This is a genomic window from Chryseosolibacter histidinae (genome assembly GCF_018598225.1).
Taxonomy (GTDB): Bacteria; Bacteroidota; Bacteroidia; order Cytophagales; family Cyclobacteriaceae; genus Chryseosolibacter; species Chryseosolibacter histidini.
Map to the genome: position 1 here is coordinate 17,346 of NZ_JAHESF010000001.1, position 16,486 is coordinate 33,831.

At 52.9% G+C, this 16,486-nt stretch carries 11 protein-coding genes; 5 read left to right on the plus strand and 6 right to left on the minus strand.

Annotation, left to right across the window (positions count from 1 at the left end; translation table 11 throughout):
- Positions 1 to 43: 43 nt before the first annotated feature.
- Positions 44 to 763: a monofunctional biosynthetic peptidoglycan transglycosylase gene (gene mtgA / locus KK083_RS00075; protein WP_254158698.1), complete on the minus strand. Its 720-nt coding sequence runs from the start codon at positions 761 to 763 to the stop codon at positions 44 to 46.
- Positions 764 to 820: 57 nt separating this feature from the next.
- Between mtgA and KK083_RS00080 the strand changes: the two genes are divergently transcribed.
- Entirely contained in the window at positions 821 to 1,711 is an 891-nt protein-coding gene (locus KK083_RS00080; protein ID WP_254158700.1) for an SAM hydrolase/SAM-dependent halogenase family protein, read from the plus strand.
- A gap of 63 nt (positions 1,712 to 1,774) precedes the next feature.
- Here KK083_RS00080 and KK083_RS00085 read toward each other — a convergent pair whose 3' ends face one another.
- From KK083_RS00085 to KK083_RS00100, 4 genes are all read right to left on the minus strand, one after another.
- Positions 1,775 to 2,710, minus strand: coding sequence for a glycerophosphodiester phosphodiesterase family protein (locus tag KK083_RS00085; protein WP_254158702.1), 936 nt, complete (start codon positions 2,708 to 2,710; stop codon positions 1,775 to 1,777).
- Between the two features lie 162 nt (positions 2,711 to 2,872).
- Positions 2,873 to 3,601, minus strand: a complete 729-nt coding sequence (locus tag KK083_RS00090; RefSeq protein WP_254158704.1) for an MIP/aquaporin family protein — start codon at positions 3,599 to 3,601, stop codon at positions 2,873 to 2,875.
- Between the two features lie 157 nt (positions 3,602 to 3,758).
- On the minus strand, positions 3,759 to 5,249 hold the full coding sequence (glpK, locus tag KK083_RS00095) for a glycerol kinase GlpK (protein WP_254158706.1): 1,491 nt from the start codon (positions 5,247 to 5,249) through the stop codon (positions 3,759 to 3,761).
- Positions 5,250 to 6,896 carry a glycerol-3-phosphate dehydrogenase/oxidase gene (locus KK083_RS00100; protein WP_254158708.1) on the minus strand — a complete coding sequence of 549 codons (1,647 nt, stop codon included), beginning with the start codon at positions 6,894 to 6,896 and terminating at the stop codon, positions 5,250 to 5,252. It lies immediately after the preceding gene.
- Between the two features lie 169 nt (positions 6,897 to 7,065).
- On the opposite strand from KK083_RS00100, the gene KK083_RS00105 reads away from it, so the two are divergent.
- Positions 7,066 to 7,827: a DeoR/GlpR family DNA-binding transcription regulator gene (locus KK083_RS00105; protein WP_254158709.1), complete on the plus strand. Its 762-nt coding sequence runs from the start codon at positions 7,066 to 7,068 to the stop codon at positions 7,825 to 7,827.
- Between the two features lie 192 nt (positions 7,828 to 8,019).
- Here KK083_RS00105 and KK083_RS00110 read toward each other — a convergent pair whose 3' ends face one another.
- Complete coding sequence (locus KK083_RS00110; protein ID WP_254158711.1) at positions 8,020 to 9,081, minus strand: substrate-binding domain-containing protein; 1,062 nt, start codon at positions 9,079 to 9,081, stop codon at positions 8,020 to 8,022.
- A 446-nt stretch (positions 9,082 to 9,527) separates the two neighbouring features.
- Here KK083_RS00110 and KK083_RS00115 point away from each other — a divergent pair, with 446 nt between their 5' ends.
- From KK083_RS00115 to KK083_RS00125, 3 genes are read left to right on the plus strand one after another with little or no spacing between them, the layout of a single operon-like run.
- Positions 9,528 to 11,753, plus strand: a complete 2,226-nt coding sequence (locus KK083_RS00115) for a glycoside hydrolase family 20 protein (protein ID WP_254158713.1) — start codon at positions 9,528 to 9,530, stop codon at positions 11,751 to 11,753.
- Positions 11,754 to 11,788: 35 nt separating this feature from the next.
- Positions 11,789 to 14,842, plus strand: coding sequence for a SusC/RagA family TonB-linked outer membrane protein (locus tag KK083_RS00120; RefSeq protein ID WP_254158715.1), 3,054 nt, complete (start codon positions 11,789 to 11,791; stop codon positions 14,840 to 14,842).
- 12 nt (positions 14,843 to 14,854) lie between these two features.
- Positions 14,855 to 16,414: a RagB/SusD family nutrient uptake outer membrane protein gene (locus KK083_RS00125; protein WP_254158717.1), complete on the plus strand. Its 1,560-nt coding sequence runs from the start codon at positions 14,855 to 14,857 to the stop codon at positions 16,412 to 16,414.
- Positions 16,415 to 16,486: the final 72 nt, after the last annotated feature.

Here is a 16,486-nt window from a genome sequence, read left to right on the forward strand (position 1 = left end):
AGATATGAGACTTGAGATATGAGATATGAGAATCGGTTGCAAGCTATTTCCTGCTCTTAGGCTTTTGCTTGTTGTCCGTCAGCAGCGCCACTACCGCCTTATCTGGACCGAGGTTCAGCATCTGCTGCTGGATCCAGGGGGAGCGCCGGCGTACTGCTGCTGACAATGGTTTGATGGTGTACTTTTTAGGATTGGGCAGGCAGGCTGCGATCTGTGCGGCCTCCGTACGGTTGAGCTTTTTGGCCGACTTCTTAAAGTTCTGGCGTGCTGCCGCTTCAGCCCCGAATACACCTTTGCCCATCTCCGCCACATTGAGGTATACTTCGAGGATGCGTTTTTTGCCCCAGAGCTTTTCGATCATGAAGGTGAAGTACACTTCCAGGCCTTTTCTGAACCACGACCTGCCGTTCCAGAGAAATACGTTCTTGGCTACCTGCTGGCTGATGGTGGAGGCACCCCGCACACGTTTGGGTTTTCGCTGGTTGTGCTTGAGGGCCTTTTCAATGCTGTTCCAGTCGAAGCCGTTATGCTCGATGAACAACTGGTCTTCCGAAGCGATCACTGCCAGCTTCATATCGGGCGAGATCTCGTTCCAGTCCACGTAATCCCTTTTCAGGCCGTTGCCACTGACCCAGTTGCTGAGCTGTGTGAACGTGATAGGAGGGAACACCCATTTCAGCACGATGATATAAACCAGTTGGGCGATAAAGAGGATAATGAAGATCCTTTTGGCCTTCTTCCACACATTTTTCACGAAGCTCATAACCTTTAAATCTAATCAGAAATTTGAAATCTGGGATCCGCCATCGAAATTTCCGGTATGAAGTATCCTGTTCTTGTTCTCGTCATTTGCCTGTGGGCCTCCGGAGTGGTGGCCCAGTCCGGGGCGCTCGTATTCCAATCTGATTTTGGTCTCAAAGACGGCGCTGTGGGTGCCATGAAAGGTGTTGCCTATGGTGTATCCAAAGAGCTCGACATCTTCGACATCACCCACGAGATCCCAGCCTACAACATCTGGGAGGCCGCCTATCGCCTCAACCAGACCGCACCCTACTGGCCGCAGGGCACTGTGTTCGTTTCGGTGGTCGACCCTGGCGTGGGCTCGGAGCGGAAGTCGATCGTGCTCAAAACAAAAACAGGGCACTACTTCGTTACCCCTGACAACGGCACGCTTACCCTCATCAGCGAAACCCTGGGCATCGAAGCGGTGAGGGAGATCGATGAACGCAAGAACAGGCTGAAGAACTCACAGCAGTCGTACACCTTTCATGGCCGCGACGTTTATGCTTACACCGGCGCGCGACTGGCGGCAGGCGTCATTCGCTTCGATGAAGTAGGGGCGCCGCTGAACTCAGACATCATCCGGCTCGCCTATCAGAAACCGGTGTTCACCAACGGAACCATCGCCGGCAACATCGATATCCTCGATATTCAATACGGCAACGTATGGACCAACATCGACCAGCAAACTTTTGCCAGGCTCAACGCCAAACATGGTGACCAGCTTCACATCCGCATCACCGAGAACGGCCGACAGGTCTTCGAAGGCAATGTTATCTATGGCGCTACCTTCGCCGCCGTACCCGAAGGAGCACCCGTTGCGTATCTTAACAGTCTTCTGAACCTCGCGCTGGGTATTAACCAGGGAAGTTTCGCAGCGAAGCACGGCGTTGGAAGTGGGGAGGGGTGGAAAATAGAAGTAAAGCGGTGATCAGTGATCAGTAATCAGTAATCAGTAATCAGGTAATACCGATGACCAATTGCCGAATACTGTTTACCGATTACCGGCTATTTTCATCAGCCGATCCGGATAATCCGTAATGATCCCATCTACGCCGATGGAAATCAGACTCTGCATCTCTTCAGTGGTGTTCACCGTCCAGGGGATCAGTCTCATCTTGTGCTGCTTGCATTCCTGTTTCATCTGGGGGGTTACCAGCTTGTATTGCGGGCTGTAGATGTCAGGATAAAATCCCAGTTCGGTGATGTTTTGGGCCGGTGTTTTTTTGGCGTCTCCGGTTAAAAAGCCGATGGTCACGCCGGGATAATCCTGATGTACTACCTGCAAAGGTCTTACGTCGAACGACTGGATGTAAAAACGATTGCCGATGTTTTTCTGCTTCACGATGTCCATGACCGCATCGACCAGCACTTTGGGTTTGGCGTTGTAGATACTGTCGTATTTCACGGAGGTTTTCAGTTCGATGTTGTAGATGGTGCCAGGCAGCTTATGACTTTTGGTGTATTGCTCAACGGAGTCGATCAGCTCTGCGAACGTGGGGATGTAGGTGCGGATCTTCTTTTGCTGCGGATAGGCTGCGTAAGGTTTGGAGCCTACGTCGAACTTCCGGACCTCGGCATAATCCATATGGTGAACGATGTACTTGCGGGCGTCGGCCTCGGGGATCTCCTGGCCTTCAGCCGTGAGCGAGAACTCGCGGTTGATGTAGGGATCGTGGGTGACGATCACCTGGCCGTCGCGGGTGGTATAGATGTCTACTTCGATGATGTTGGCTCCTTCGGCGATGGCGCGGATCATGGATGGAATTGTATTCTCCGGCATCAGGCCCCGTGTGCCGCGATGACCTTCCCTGGCAAACTTCGGAAGCGGCGCGCCCTTCCAGCTTTTTTTCTTCTGTGCGGCACAATCCGCAAACACAAACAGCACTGCGCATAAGCTCACGGTAAGGAATGTCAAATGTTTTTTCATCTCTATCATAGTTGCAATATACTTCGTTAGTCTTCTCTAACGATTATGGTAATGTTATCAATGGCCGCGGTAGGCACGCTTTCAAGTGCAGGGTTTAAGTACGAGGTACGAAATACGAGGTACGGACTCCTGGCTCCTTACTCCTGGCTCCTGGCTTCTTTTTTATTTCAGTATCGAATACAACAACGCTGCCAGCACTGCCCCGATCACAGGACCGATCACGGGGATCCAGGCATAACCCCAGTTGCTGCTGCCCTTTCCGGGAATGGGGAGAAGGCTGTGAACGATGCGGGGACCGAGGTCGCGCGCCGGGTTGATGGCATAACCTGTGGTTCCGCCCAGCGACAAGCCGATGGCCCATACCAGGAACGTTACCGGTATCGCGCCGAGAGACCCCAGTCCTACAGGAGTTTTGTCTGATCCGAGCTCCGCGCCTGTAAAGTAAAAGATCACAAAGATGAGCACGAAGGTGCCGATGATCTCGCTGATCAGGTTGGAGGTGGTGTTCCGGATGGCAGGTGCCGTGCCGAAGGCGGCGAATTTCAGGTCGGGATCGGAAGAGGAGGCGAAATGGTCCTTGTAGATCCCCCACACCAGGAATGCACCGAGCATGGCGCCGATGAACTGCGCGAGGATGAAGAGAGGCACGTCAGCCCAGTTGAACTTGCCGGCCACCGCCAGACCCAACGTCACGGCCGGGTTGAGGTGTGCTCCGCTGTAAGGTGCTGCGATCACCACGCCGGTGAATACCGCCAGCGCCCAAGCCGTTGTGATCACGATCCATCCGCCACTGTTCCCCTTCGTTTTGGGAAGCACAACGTTGGCCACCACTCCATTGCCCAGTAGGATCAGGAACATCGTGCCGATGATTTCTGCTGTGAATGCATTCATGCTATTAAGGTTTAGTCTGGTTTCTTGATATCAAATTGACAATTGACAAAAGGCAATTGACAATATGTGAGGTAAAATGTCAAGCGTTTTTTTAAATCGATTGAAAAAGCCTAGTCTTATTTATCCGAACCGTTGTCAACTGTTTTATTGTCAATTGTCAACTATTCACACAAAGCCTGGCAGCACGCACCGCCCTGTTCCATCCGTCAAGTCTTTCGGTAGTATCGCCGATGGCAGCTGGCTCGAAGCTCCGGTTGATCTTCCATTGTACGCTGATCTCTTCAATGCTTCCCCAGAAACCTGTGGCGAGCCCGGCCAGGTACGCTGCACCGATGGCGGTGATCTCCGTCACTTCCGGGCGGATCACTTTTGTATTCAGGAGGTCCGACTGGAATTGCATGAGCAGGTCATTGGCAGTGGCGCCGCCGTCTACACGAAGCTCACGTACGGGCAACTTCGAGTCGGCTTCCATCGCTTTCAGCACGTCCATGGTCTGGAAGGCGATGCTCTCCAGCGCGGCGCGGGCAAGGTGGGCAGCGGTGGTGCCGCGGGTGATGCCGATGATGGTTCCCCGTGCATGCTGATCCCAATGCGGCGCACCAAGACCTGTAAAAGCGGGAACGAGGTACACGCCGTCAGTGCCCGACACCTTCCTGGCCAGCGGTTCTATCTCTGACGACGACCTGATGATGCCAAGCCCGTCTCTCAGCCATTGCACTACGGCCCCTGCAATGAAAATGCTGCCTTCCAGCGCATATTGTACCTTTCCGTTGATCTGCCACGCCACCGTTGTCACCAGGTTGTTGCCCGAGATGATCGGTTTATCGCCGATGTTCATCAGCATGAAGCAACCCGTGCCATAGGTGTTCTTGACCATGCCAGTAGTGGTGCACATCTGACCGAACAGCGCAGCCTGCTGATCTCCCGCGATGCCCGCGATCGGGATCCTGGCGGCCAGCACATTGCCGGAGGTGGTGCCATAAACTTCGCTCGATGATTTTACTTCGGGCAACATGCTGCGGGGGATGGTAAAGAGCTTCAGCAGCTCATCGTCCCACTGCAGGGTGTTGATGTTGAAGAGCATCGTGCGTGAAGCATTGGTGACGTCTGTAACATGCACAGCGCCGGAGGTCAGCTTCCACACCAGCCACGAATCGATGGTGCCAAAAGCGAGCCTGCCCGCATTGGCTTTCTCCCGGGCACCCGCCACGTTGTCGAGGATCCATTTGATCTTGGTGGCTGAGAAATAAGCATCGGTCATCAGCCCGGTCTTTTGCCGGATCATTTTTTCCAGCCCCTGCTGTTTCAGCTCATCGCAGTACGCGGAGGTACGCCTGTCCTGCCACACAATGGCGTGATGAACGGGTTCGCCAGTCTGCCTGTCCCACACCACGGTGGTCTCGCGTTGGTTGGTGATGCCAATGGCCTGGATGTCGGCAGAGGTAAGGCCGGCTTTCAGGATGGCCTCGGTGGCTACGGCGATCTGGGTAGACCATATTTCCCGGGCATCGTGCTCCACCCATCCCGGTTGCGGGTAATGCTGGGTAAACTCGCGCTGAGCCATGGAAACGATGCTGCCCTGTTTATTGAAAACGATTGCTCTCGAGCTCGTAGTGCCCTGATCGAGGGCCAGGATGTAACGGTTCATTTATATAGCGTTGGATAGATAGGAATGGTTCTGATTCTCTTCCCCGGTCCGTGACGACCTCTGTGACGTGAGGATGTACTGCGCGGCCAGCATGCCGAAGGCTTCCACCTGTGCCTGTTCCCAGGCTTCATTACGGCCGAGTTCCTGTGCGAGCAGCGATGCCGTTGCAGTGGCCATCTCCTGCGCGGCAGCGGCGTTGAGGAACAGGATGCGGAGCCTGCGGGCAAGCACATCTTCAACGGTGCGGGCCATCTCGTACCGGGCTGCCCAGATCACCTGCGCTTTGGTGTAAGGGAAGTCAGGATGCAGTTTTTCCGCATAGGCAGGTACTTCCTTCATCAGCTCGCGGAGCTGCGCTTCATCAGCGCCGTACACCCCCAGGCTGTTGTCTTTCGGTGTTGCCGTGTAGCCATGGATATGCAGGGTGCGTGTGACACAGGGGGCCAAGTGCAGGGTGCCGACACTGACCGCCTTGTTGATCACCTCTTCTGCCATCTTCCGGTAGGTGGTCCACTTTCCGCCAGTAATGGTGATCAATCCCGACTCAGAGACCATCAGCTTATGATCGCGCGAGATCTCTTTGGTGCTGCTGGTATTTTTTTCGGGATAGGCGAGGGGACGCAGCCCTGCGAACACACTGAGCACGTCTGACTTCCGGGGAATGCGGTCGAGGTATTTTCCGGCGGTGGATAGGATAAAATTGATCTCCGCATCGAGTGCCCGGGGTTCGGGAGAGTGTTCATCCAGTGGCGTATCCGTTGTTCCTACCAGCACGTGGTTGTGCCACGGTACGGCAAACAGCACACGTCCGTCTGAGGTTTGCGGGATCATGAGGGCATGGTCGCTGTTGAGGAACGACCTGTCGAGCACCACATGCACACCCTGGCTCGGGCGGACCAGTGGCTTTCGCGAAGGAGTGTCGAGGCGCAGGATGTCGTCTACAAACACGCCCGTGGCATTGATCACTGCTTTTGCTCTGATCCTGTATTCTTTGCCCTGCTCGAGCTCGGTGGCCACCACGCCGTTCACTTTTCCATTCGCATCTTTGGTCAGCCCCGTCACTTTCATGTAGTTCAGCAGGATGCCGTCATGCTCCAGGCTCGTGGTAGCCAGGTCTATCGCCAGGCGTGCATCGTCGAACTGTCCGTCAAAGTATTCGATACCGCCCTTCAATCCTTTTTCATTGATCTCGGGCATGGCTTTGATCACGTCTTCCGTTGAAAGATATTTTGACCTGCCGAAGCTGTAGCGCCCTGCCATCCAATCGTAAATAGTAAGGCCGATAAAATACTTCAGCAACGCAAACCAGCTATAGCAGGGAATGATGAAAGACTGTGCCTTCACCAGGTGCGGCGCATTCTCACGCAGCAGTCCACGTTCGCGCAAAGCATCGTAGACGAGGCTGATGTTTCCCTGTGCCAGGTATCGCACGCCACCGTGCACGAGCTTGGTGCTGCGGCTCGAGGTTCCCTTGGCAAAGTCGGCCTGCTCCAGCAACAGCGTTTTATAACCGCGCGAGGCGGCATCTACTGCTGCGCCCAGGCCCGTCGCGCCGCCACCCACAATCAACACATCCCACAGGGCTTCCTGCGCTACCTCGTGCAGCAGGCCGGCGCGTTTCACTGGCTTTTTATTATTGGAGAGCATCAGCTGTAATTATCGGTAAAATAGATATAAATCGAAGTTAAACGCAATTATATGAAATTATTCGAAAGTATTCGAAATTTTCAGCGACCTTTGAACGGTTTTAAAGGCCTTTTGCAGATAGGCGCTTTACACTTAAATTGACGGGTTTTCAACTATAAGCGACCAGCTCATGAGCAATGCTGAAAGGCATCAGTATATTCTGAACGCACTCCAGGGACAGGGCTACCTCAACGTGGTGGACCTTTGCAAGCAACTGAACGTTTCATCGGTGACCATCCGCAAAGACCTCAAGTTGCTGGAGGAGAAGAGCTTGTTGTTCCGGACCCACGGCGGTGCCACCATCAACAACCCTTATACGATCGACAGGCCCGTTAACGAGAAGGAGAAATTCCAATCGGCCGAAAAAATGAAGATCGGTGAGGCTGCGGCTGCGCTGGTAGAGAACAACGACTCGATCATCATCGCTTCAGGCACTACGGTGCTGGCCATGGCACGCAGCATTCAGCCCAAAGACAACCTGACGGTGATCACGTCGGCGCTCAACGTGGCGCTGGCGCTGATGCGGCCTCCGAATATCGAGATCCTGCAACTCGGTGGCATGCTGCGCAAAAGCTCGTCATCGGTGACCGGCGCCTATGCTGAAAATATCCTGGCTGATTTCTTTTGCAGTAAATTCTTCCTGGGTGTGGATGGCATCGACCTCGAGTTTGGGCTCACCACCACCAATGCAATGGAAGCCCACCTGAACCAGAAAATGATCAAGGTCTCGCAGAAGACCATCCTGCTGGTAGACTCCACCAAATTCGGCAAACGCGGCTTCGGCCGGATCTGCGGGTTGGATGAAATTGACCAGATCATTACCGATAGCGGGATATCGGATAATACGGTGAAGACTCTGGAGAGCCTTGGGGTTAAAGTTACGGTGGTTTAACTAGAAGCCAGGAGCCAGAAGTAAGAAGGCCTTCGAAATGAAAACACGTATTAATTGAATGCGTTTGTGTATTCTGAACTCCTGTTAGTCTATCTATAAATTAAAAACGATTGTAGCTTTTGTCTTAAAGTGGTAACTCAGTTACCGTAACCCCTCCTGACTCCTGGCTTCCTGACTTCTGACTCCTAGCCTTTACTCCTTGTCTATATAGTACTCAATATTTTCCTTCGTCACAATATCAAGCGGTAAGTACTTAACCGAGTCTACGGCCCGTTTCAGGGCGAGGTGGTGGGTGAGCTGGTAAATGCCCCAGTATCCCTGGCCTTTTGAATTCTGGTTGATGAGAAACCGGATGATTCCCTTGTTCACATAATCGATGTTTTCAGGCAGCAGGTCATAACCGATGAGGTTGATGCCGGTGATGTCTTTCTGCTCGAGGTAGGTGGCTACCGTATAGGCTTTTGATGACGTGATGTAGATGCTTTTCAGGTCAGGGTGAGAGGCCATGAGGCTATCGAGACCGTAGTGAAACCCTGAGAGGTCCGCACGGTTGAGCTCGGCGCGGATGATGTTGTATTGTGACAGCCCGTTCTGTTTGAAGTAGTCGTTGAAGCCCTGCTCTTTGCGGATGAGGTGGGCAGAGTTGCTGATGTCCTCGTCGATGTGGGCGAGCAGGATGGTGCCTGATGTGCCTTGCCCGTAATGTGCCAGCTTGCCAGCGAGCATACCGCTCTGGTAAGAATCCTGTCCGATATAGCTCAGCGGGTTATAATCCGATAATTGTGTGTTGAACAGTACAAAAGGAATGGATCTTGCGCTCCAGTCCTGGAAAAAGGGAAGGGCCTCGCGGTAGTAGATCGGCGCTACCAGGATGCCATCAGGATTGGCTTCGCTGACCTGGGAAGCTTTGTCGAGAAAGGAGTCTACATTATAAGGATCGAAGATATACTGCTCAACGGCAATACCGTATTGTTTCAGATCGCTTTCAGCTTTTTCCACACCCCGTCGCGGCGCATCCCAATAGAAGTCGACAGACGCATCAGGGATCAGCGCAGCCAGCCTGTAGAGGCGGTTCGTACCAAGTACCCTGGCGCTGAGATTCGGCTCATACTTCAGTTCCTTGACAATGCCCAGGATCTTGGTGCGTGCCTCATCCGAAACACGACCCCGGTTGTGAAGCACACGGTCTACGGTGCCGGGTGATACCCCAGCTTTTTCCGCAATGTCTTTGATGCGAACAATCTTGTTTTTCAAACGATATAGGTCTCAGGGGTACAAGATACTGGTTGTTAGGACAAAAAGGAATGCAAACGAAACATTTTGAAGATTTTTATTTTAAGCCAGAGTGTGCGCAAACACTTATTAAAATTTGAATAATTTGATATTATTGTTGAATTAATTTTTGCGTGTACGCCCACCTTTTATCAAATCTGCTTTGATTTTATAAATCCGTTTAACGAAGTTTGGTTTCATAATATTTCGATTTCGCTGCTTTTGACCCGAGTGAGCGTAATCAGTTGAAATAAATACAAACCGTTAAAAACCTTGCATTGGCAATCAAAGGCATCCGATATCACAAAACTGTTTCAGCAGCGCGCCTAATATGCGCCGCTTTTATGAAGCCATTTTTTAACCGTACGGTCCTGCTTCTTGCACTCACATTCTTCGGTTCCGGCCTCCTGGCTCAACATCGTTCTTCTATGGCCGATCGTACGCTGGCCATCATCCCCAGGCCACAAAGCGTGTCCATCTCAGAGGGTGCGTTCACGATCTCGTCCACTACAACGATCCAGGTAGACGCGTCGAATCCCGAAATGAAACGTCTTGGCAACCTGCTGGCCGCCCGCCTGCAGACCGTTACCGGATATCCCATCCGTGTTATCAATAAAGGAGCAGGCGAAACCACCAATACCATTATTCTCAGTACCACGCACGCGCCCGACTCGCTTGGAAAAGAAGGCTACTGGCTGAAAATCGATAAGCAACGTGCAACGCTTAATGCTACGCACACCTCGGGCATCTTTTACGGGCTGCAGACCATCGCGCAGCTGTTGCCATCCTCATCACAAAAGAAGGTTTCGCTGCCTGCTGTGGAGATCATCGACAAGCCGCGCCACACCTGGAGGGGTATGATGCTGGATGCGGGGCGTTACTTCTTTCCGGTGGAAGATGTGAAAAAGATGATCGATTACATGGTGATGTATAAGCTGAACACCTTTCAGTGGCACCTGACGGAAGACCAGGGATGGCGCATCGAGATCAAAAAGTACCCTGAGCTCACGAGCACCAGTGCCTGGCGTGATGCCAGCATTGTGGGACACCTGAATGATCAACCCCGCCAGTACGATGGAAAAAAACACGGCGGATATTACACGCAAGAGCAGGTGCGCGAGATCATCGCCTATGCGGCAGCGCGTTACATCACAGTTATTCCCGAGATCGAGATGCCTGGCCACTCCGTTGCAGCGCTCGCCGCCTACCCGGAGCTGTCGTGCACGGGCGGTCCTTTCAAAGTATCGCAGAACTGGGGTGTACACGAAGATGTTTACTGCGCCGGTAATGAGCAGACCTTCACTTTTTTACAGGATGTACTTTCAGAAGTTGCCGACCTGTTTCCCAGCGCGCTGATCCATATCGGTGGAGACGAGTGTCCTAAAGTACGTTGGAAATCCTGTGCGAAATGCCAGGCCCGCATCAGCCAGGAGAACCTGAAAGACGAGCATGGATTGCAGAGCTACTTCATCAAACGCATCGAGAACTTTCTGCTCACGAAGAATAAAAACATCATTGGCTGGGATGAGATCCTGGAAGGAGGCCTCGCCCCGAATGCCATGGTGATGTCGTGGCGTGGTATCATTGGCGGCATCACGGCAGCCAAGCAGCATCATGGTGTGGTGATGACGCCGCGCAATCCTGCATATACAGACTACTATCAGGGCGATCCCGCCAACGAGCCGCTCACCATCGGTGGCATGAATGCGCTGCGCGATGTTTATGCGTATGATCCGGTGCCGGCGGGACTTACGAAGGAAGAGTCGAAATACATACTTGGATCGCAGGCCAATGTGTGGACGGAATACATCGCCGATCTCAACCGCGCGGAATACATGATGATGCCCCGCCTGGCAGCCCTGGCCGAGGTGGTGTGGACGGAACCACGTAACAAGAGCTTCGATGACTTTGCAAAACGTATGCAGGTGGAGTATCAGCGTTACAAGGCCGCAGGGATCAACCATTCGCTGAGCGCTTACCAGGTGCGTTATAACATAGTGCCCGATGCTTCTTCTGTTACTGTTTCATTGTACAACGATGTGGCAGGAGCGGAGATCCGCTATACTACTGATGGCACTGAGCCTGGTTCCAGGTCAACACGCTATTCTGCGGCCCTTACTACACAGAAACCACTGATCCTGAAGGCAGCCTCTTTTGTGAACGGTAAACAGGTGGGAGCGACCACCACACGTTCGATCGTGCTCAACAAAGCTTCGGGTAAAAACATCACGTTCGATACCAACCCTGATCGTAGACCAGTGGCGGGCAACAAAGCGCTGGTGAACAACCTCACGGGAAGTGCGAATTTCCGCGACGGCGAATGGACGGGTTACTACGGTAAGGAGATGGTGGTCACCATCGATCTCGGCGAGCCAGTGAATGTAAAAGGGATCCGCGCCTCGTTCATGCATAATCCTGACGCGCTCGCATTTGTGCCCGCAATATTATCCTACATGGTATCCGCCGACGGGAAAAATTATACCACGGTAGAAACAAAAATATTGAAGACGCAGCCTTCAGAAAAAGGCTCGCAGGCGTTTCCTGTTTCCGTCGATGAAAAACAGGTGCGGTATATCCGGGTATCGGCACAGCCACAGGTAAACGCCGGTGGAAAAACATGGATGTATGCCGATGAGATCGTAATCGATAATTAAGTCAAATAAATGGATTCACTAAAACTAACTATGCTATGGAGTTAAATTTACTGTTCAATTGGAAAAAGCTGATGGCGGCGGGATGCTGTTGCCTTGCGCTGCTGCTGGTCTTTACCGACAGCGTTGCCCAGGAGAGGATCCTGTCGGGAAAGGTCTTGTCGTCTGACGACAACGCTACTGTTCCCGGGGTATCGGTGCTGGTAAAGGGAACTTCTTCCGGTACGGTGACCGATGCTGATGGTAATTTCAGCATCCGTGTTTCAGAAGGTGCCGTGCTGCAGTTCTCGTACATCGGATATGCAAAGAAAGAAGTAACGGTAACCGCCGAGACCCAGGTCACGGTGATGCTCGATCCGGATATCAGCATGCTCGACGAAGTGGTGGTGGTAGGTTATGGCGAGCAAAAAAGAGCCAACCTCACTGCGGCGGTGTCTACACTTGACATGAGCGTGAAGCAGAACACACCTACTACCAACGCCAGCCAGGCCCTGCATGGTGTTCCCGGTCTCTGGGTGAACCAGGCGGGTGGCAAACCCGGACAGGACAATGCTTCCATCCGCATCAGGGGCCTCGGTACCACGAACAGCAGCGCTCCCCTGGTGCTGGTGAACGGTATCGAGTACGATATGAATGAGATCAACCCTAACGACATCGAGACCATTACGGTGCTGAAAGACGCGTCGGCAGCCATCTACGGTTCACGTGCCGCGAACGGTGTGATCCTCGTGACCTTAAAATCAGGCAAGAAGGAATCGTCTGAAGTGACTTACAGCTTCTCACACGGCATTCAGCAAACTACTTTCCTGCCGGACGTGGTATGGGACCCGATCCAGTATATGGAATTGAGGAACCAGGCTCTGATCAACCAGGGCCAGGCCATCACTTATACACAGGCACAGATCGACGAGTATCGCGCTGGCATGGCTACCGATCCGATGATCTACCCGAACATCAACTGGTTCGACTACCTGCTGAAAGACGGATACCTGCAACAGCACAACCTGCGGTTCTCAGGTGGCAATGAGAAAACAACGTACAGCCTGTCGCTCGGGTACATGGACCAGGATGGTGTGTTCCTCGAGGCCAATCACGCTAACCGTTATTCCCTGAATCTCAACGTAAGCTCACAGGTCAGCGAAAAGCTGAAAGTAGGCGCGAACCTGGTTGGTAACTACCGCAAGTACACCGAGCCTTCGTATGGTACAAGCTATTACATGAACCGCTTCATGCGGGTGCTTCCGATCTTCACACCTTATCATCCTGACGGAAGGTACGGCAGCGTTGTATTTGCCACGCCTGGAAGGAACACCATCGAGAACCCGCTCATGCTGCTGAAGGAAGGAAGCAACGTGCATGCCGTTCAGCGCGTGTTCACCAAGATCTTCGCCGATTATCAGCTGCCCTTCAACCTGATGTACAGTGTGAACTTCGGTGTTGACAAGACCGACGGATCGGCCCGCCAGTTCATTCCGCTCATCTCGACCTTCAATCCTAAAACGGGTGTACAGAACGTTTACAACAATAACCCGTATTCGTACAACTACAACGACAACAACATGAACTATACGTTCTACCAGACCCTGACCTGGGATAAGTTGTTTGCGGATAAGCACAGCGTTACGGCCATGATCGGTCAGAGCTACCAGAACTATGACGACAGCTACTTCAGCGGCAAGATGGAAGGTTATTTCGATAACACGCTTACCGACCTGAACGCGGGTGCCACAAACCCTGCGGCTACAGGCGCGGTTACCAATGAAAAGATCGCCTCGTACTTCGGCCGCGTGAATTACGGCTTCAATGAAAAATACCTGTTGGAGGCCATGTTCCGTATCGACGGTTCTTCAAGGTTTGCACCTGGCAACCGCTGGGGTTTCTTCCCGGCAGTATCCGCCGCATGGCGTATGGACCAGGAGGCATTCCTGCAGGATGTATCGTTCATCAGTGCACTGAAGCTCCGCGCTTCATGGGGACAGCTTGGAAACCTTGACCGCGATGCCGCGTTGCACCGCTACCTGAACACGGTGAACCTTGGACAGGATTATACTTTTGGCAACACCGTTGTTCCCGGCGCTGCCGTGACTACCTACAATGACCCCAGCATTACCTGGGAGACCACCACCACCTACAATGCGGGTGTTGACTTCGAAGGTGCCAATGGCCTGATCGGCGTGACACTCGATGTGTTCAAGAAACGTACGGAAGATATCCTTCGTGGCGTGGCCATTCCTTCTCAGGTGGGTAACCTTGGCGCTCCCCAGCGCAATATCGGCACGGTAGATAATACCGGTTACGAGCTCACACTGTCGCACCGTCGCGATATCAACGACTTCCGTTATTCGGTTTCAGCATCCGTAGCGTATGTGAAGAACGAGATCGTAGACCTCAATGGCGAGCAGGTGATCAGCGGTCCGAGGATCCTGAAAGAAGGATACCCGATAGACGCTTATTACATATACCATGCTGAAGGGATCTACCAGACTGACGATGAAGTTGCCGGCAGTGTGAAGCTCAGCAACAATGTGAAACCCGGATACCTCAAGTACACAAACTACGACGGCGACAACACCATTGATGGCGACGACCGCATCGTTACCGGAAGCTCCATTCCCAAGTATAACTACAGCTTCAACATTAATGTTGGATACAAGCGGTTCAACCTCACCACTTTCTTCCAGGGCGTGCAGGGCATTAACATCCTGCCGACCGCCAACTTCATGATCCCGTTCAACAATGGCGCGGGTGTTACGAAAGAGTGGGCTACCGATTCATGGACACCCGAGAATACCGGTGCAAGGCTTCCGATCCTCACGACCAGCACAGCAACGGAAAACTTCGTGTCGTCTACTTTCTGGCTGCGCGATGCTTCTTACCTGCGTCTGAAGAACATTCAGCTGAAGTACGACTTCCCTGAGCAATGGATCTCCAAACTTTCGCTGCGCAAACTTTCGGTGTTTGCCAACGGCGAGAACCTGATCACGTTCACCAAGTTCGACCAGTTCGATCCTGAGAAGAGCATCAAGAACGACAACCTGTACGAGTATCCTTCCTTGAAGACCTACAGCTTCGGTATCAACGCAACATTCTAACACGAGATCACAATGAAAAAAACGATATATACATTCATGCTCGGTGCCCTGCTGATGGTGGGCTGCTCCGACGAATCACTGAATACAAGACCCAATGACCGTTATACGGAAGAGAGCTTCTGGACTTCCGAGAAGAACGCCACGGCCGGCCTTACGGGATGTTATGCCGTGCTGCGCAACGATGGGATCTACGGAGGTGAGGCCACGCCGCTGCTGGAAGAAACAGCGACACCCAACACTTACAACTATAACGACAGGATGGGCTTTGACGTGATCGCGAGCGGCACGCAAACCCCCAGCAATTCAACGATCATTACCAACCGTTGGAATCATGCTTATTCTGGCATCGGCCGCTGCAATGCGCTGCTGGCCAACATCGACAATGTGCCGATGGACAATGCGCTGAAAGAGCGTATGAAAGGCGAGGCAAAGTTTCTGCGCGCGTTGTACTACTCTTTGCTGGCTACTTATTATATGGATGCACCGCTGATCCTGAACGAACCGAACATCGATCAGGCTCTGCTGCCGAGAACACCGCATGCAGAGATCATGGCCCAGGTGGTGCAAGACCTGAATGAGGCGGCAGATGTACTTCCTGTCAAATACACCGCCACCACCGACATCGGAAGGGCAACAAAAGGTGCCGCCCTTGCCTTGAAAGCACGTGTGCTGTTATTTGAAGCGAGCCCGTTGGTCAACACCAGCGGCGACCTCGCCAAATGGCAGGCAGCAGCCAATGCAGCCAAGGCGGTGATGGATCTCACTGCAGCGGGTTACGGCCTGTTCAACAACTATCGTCAATTGTTCCTTCCCGCCAATGAAGGCAAGCAGGAAACGATTTTCGATGTGCAGTTCAAGATCCCCGAGCTCGGAAGCTCCTTTGATGTGGTGGGCAGCCAGTTCAATGACAATGCCCCCGTACAGGACCTGATCGAAGCTTATGAAATGAGCGACGGTCTTCCGCAATCAGTGTCACCGTTGTATAACCCTGCCACGCCTTACGCCAACCGTGATCCGAGGTTTTACCAGACCATCGTTTTTCCTGGTGATGTTTTCCAGGGGGCGACCGTTACAACATCACGTTTCCAGATCACCGGTTACGCTATCAAGAAATATACCGTGTACGATGCTGCTGCTGCAACACAGGTTGCCGGCGGTCGTTCAGAGACCAATTACATGGTGCTTCGTTATGCCGATGTGCTGCTGATGTATGCTGAAGCGCAGAACGAAGCTGTAGGTCCCGATGCTTCTGTGTACAGCGCCATCAACAGCGTGCGCCAGCGTGCAGGACTTAACCCGTACCAGGTGCCTGCCGGAAAAACGAAAGATGAGATGCGTGAGATCATCCGCCATGAAAGAAGGATAGAATTTGCAGGTGAAGGTTACTATTACAACGATATCAGAAGATGGAAGACTGCTGAAACGGTGATGAACACGAAGATCTACAATTCCGCTAACTCGGCAGTGGATACCCGTGTCTTCAACGCCGCGCGTGATTACTGGTGGCCCGTGCCGCAGGTGCAGCGCGACCGCAACCCGAACCTGAGCCAGAACGATCAGTACGGCGGGTAATGAATAGTCGTCAGACCACTGCCGGCGCGTGGGCCTGAGCGCAGTGGTCCGACGACTACGACTAAACGATAA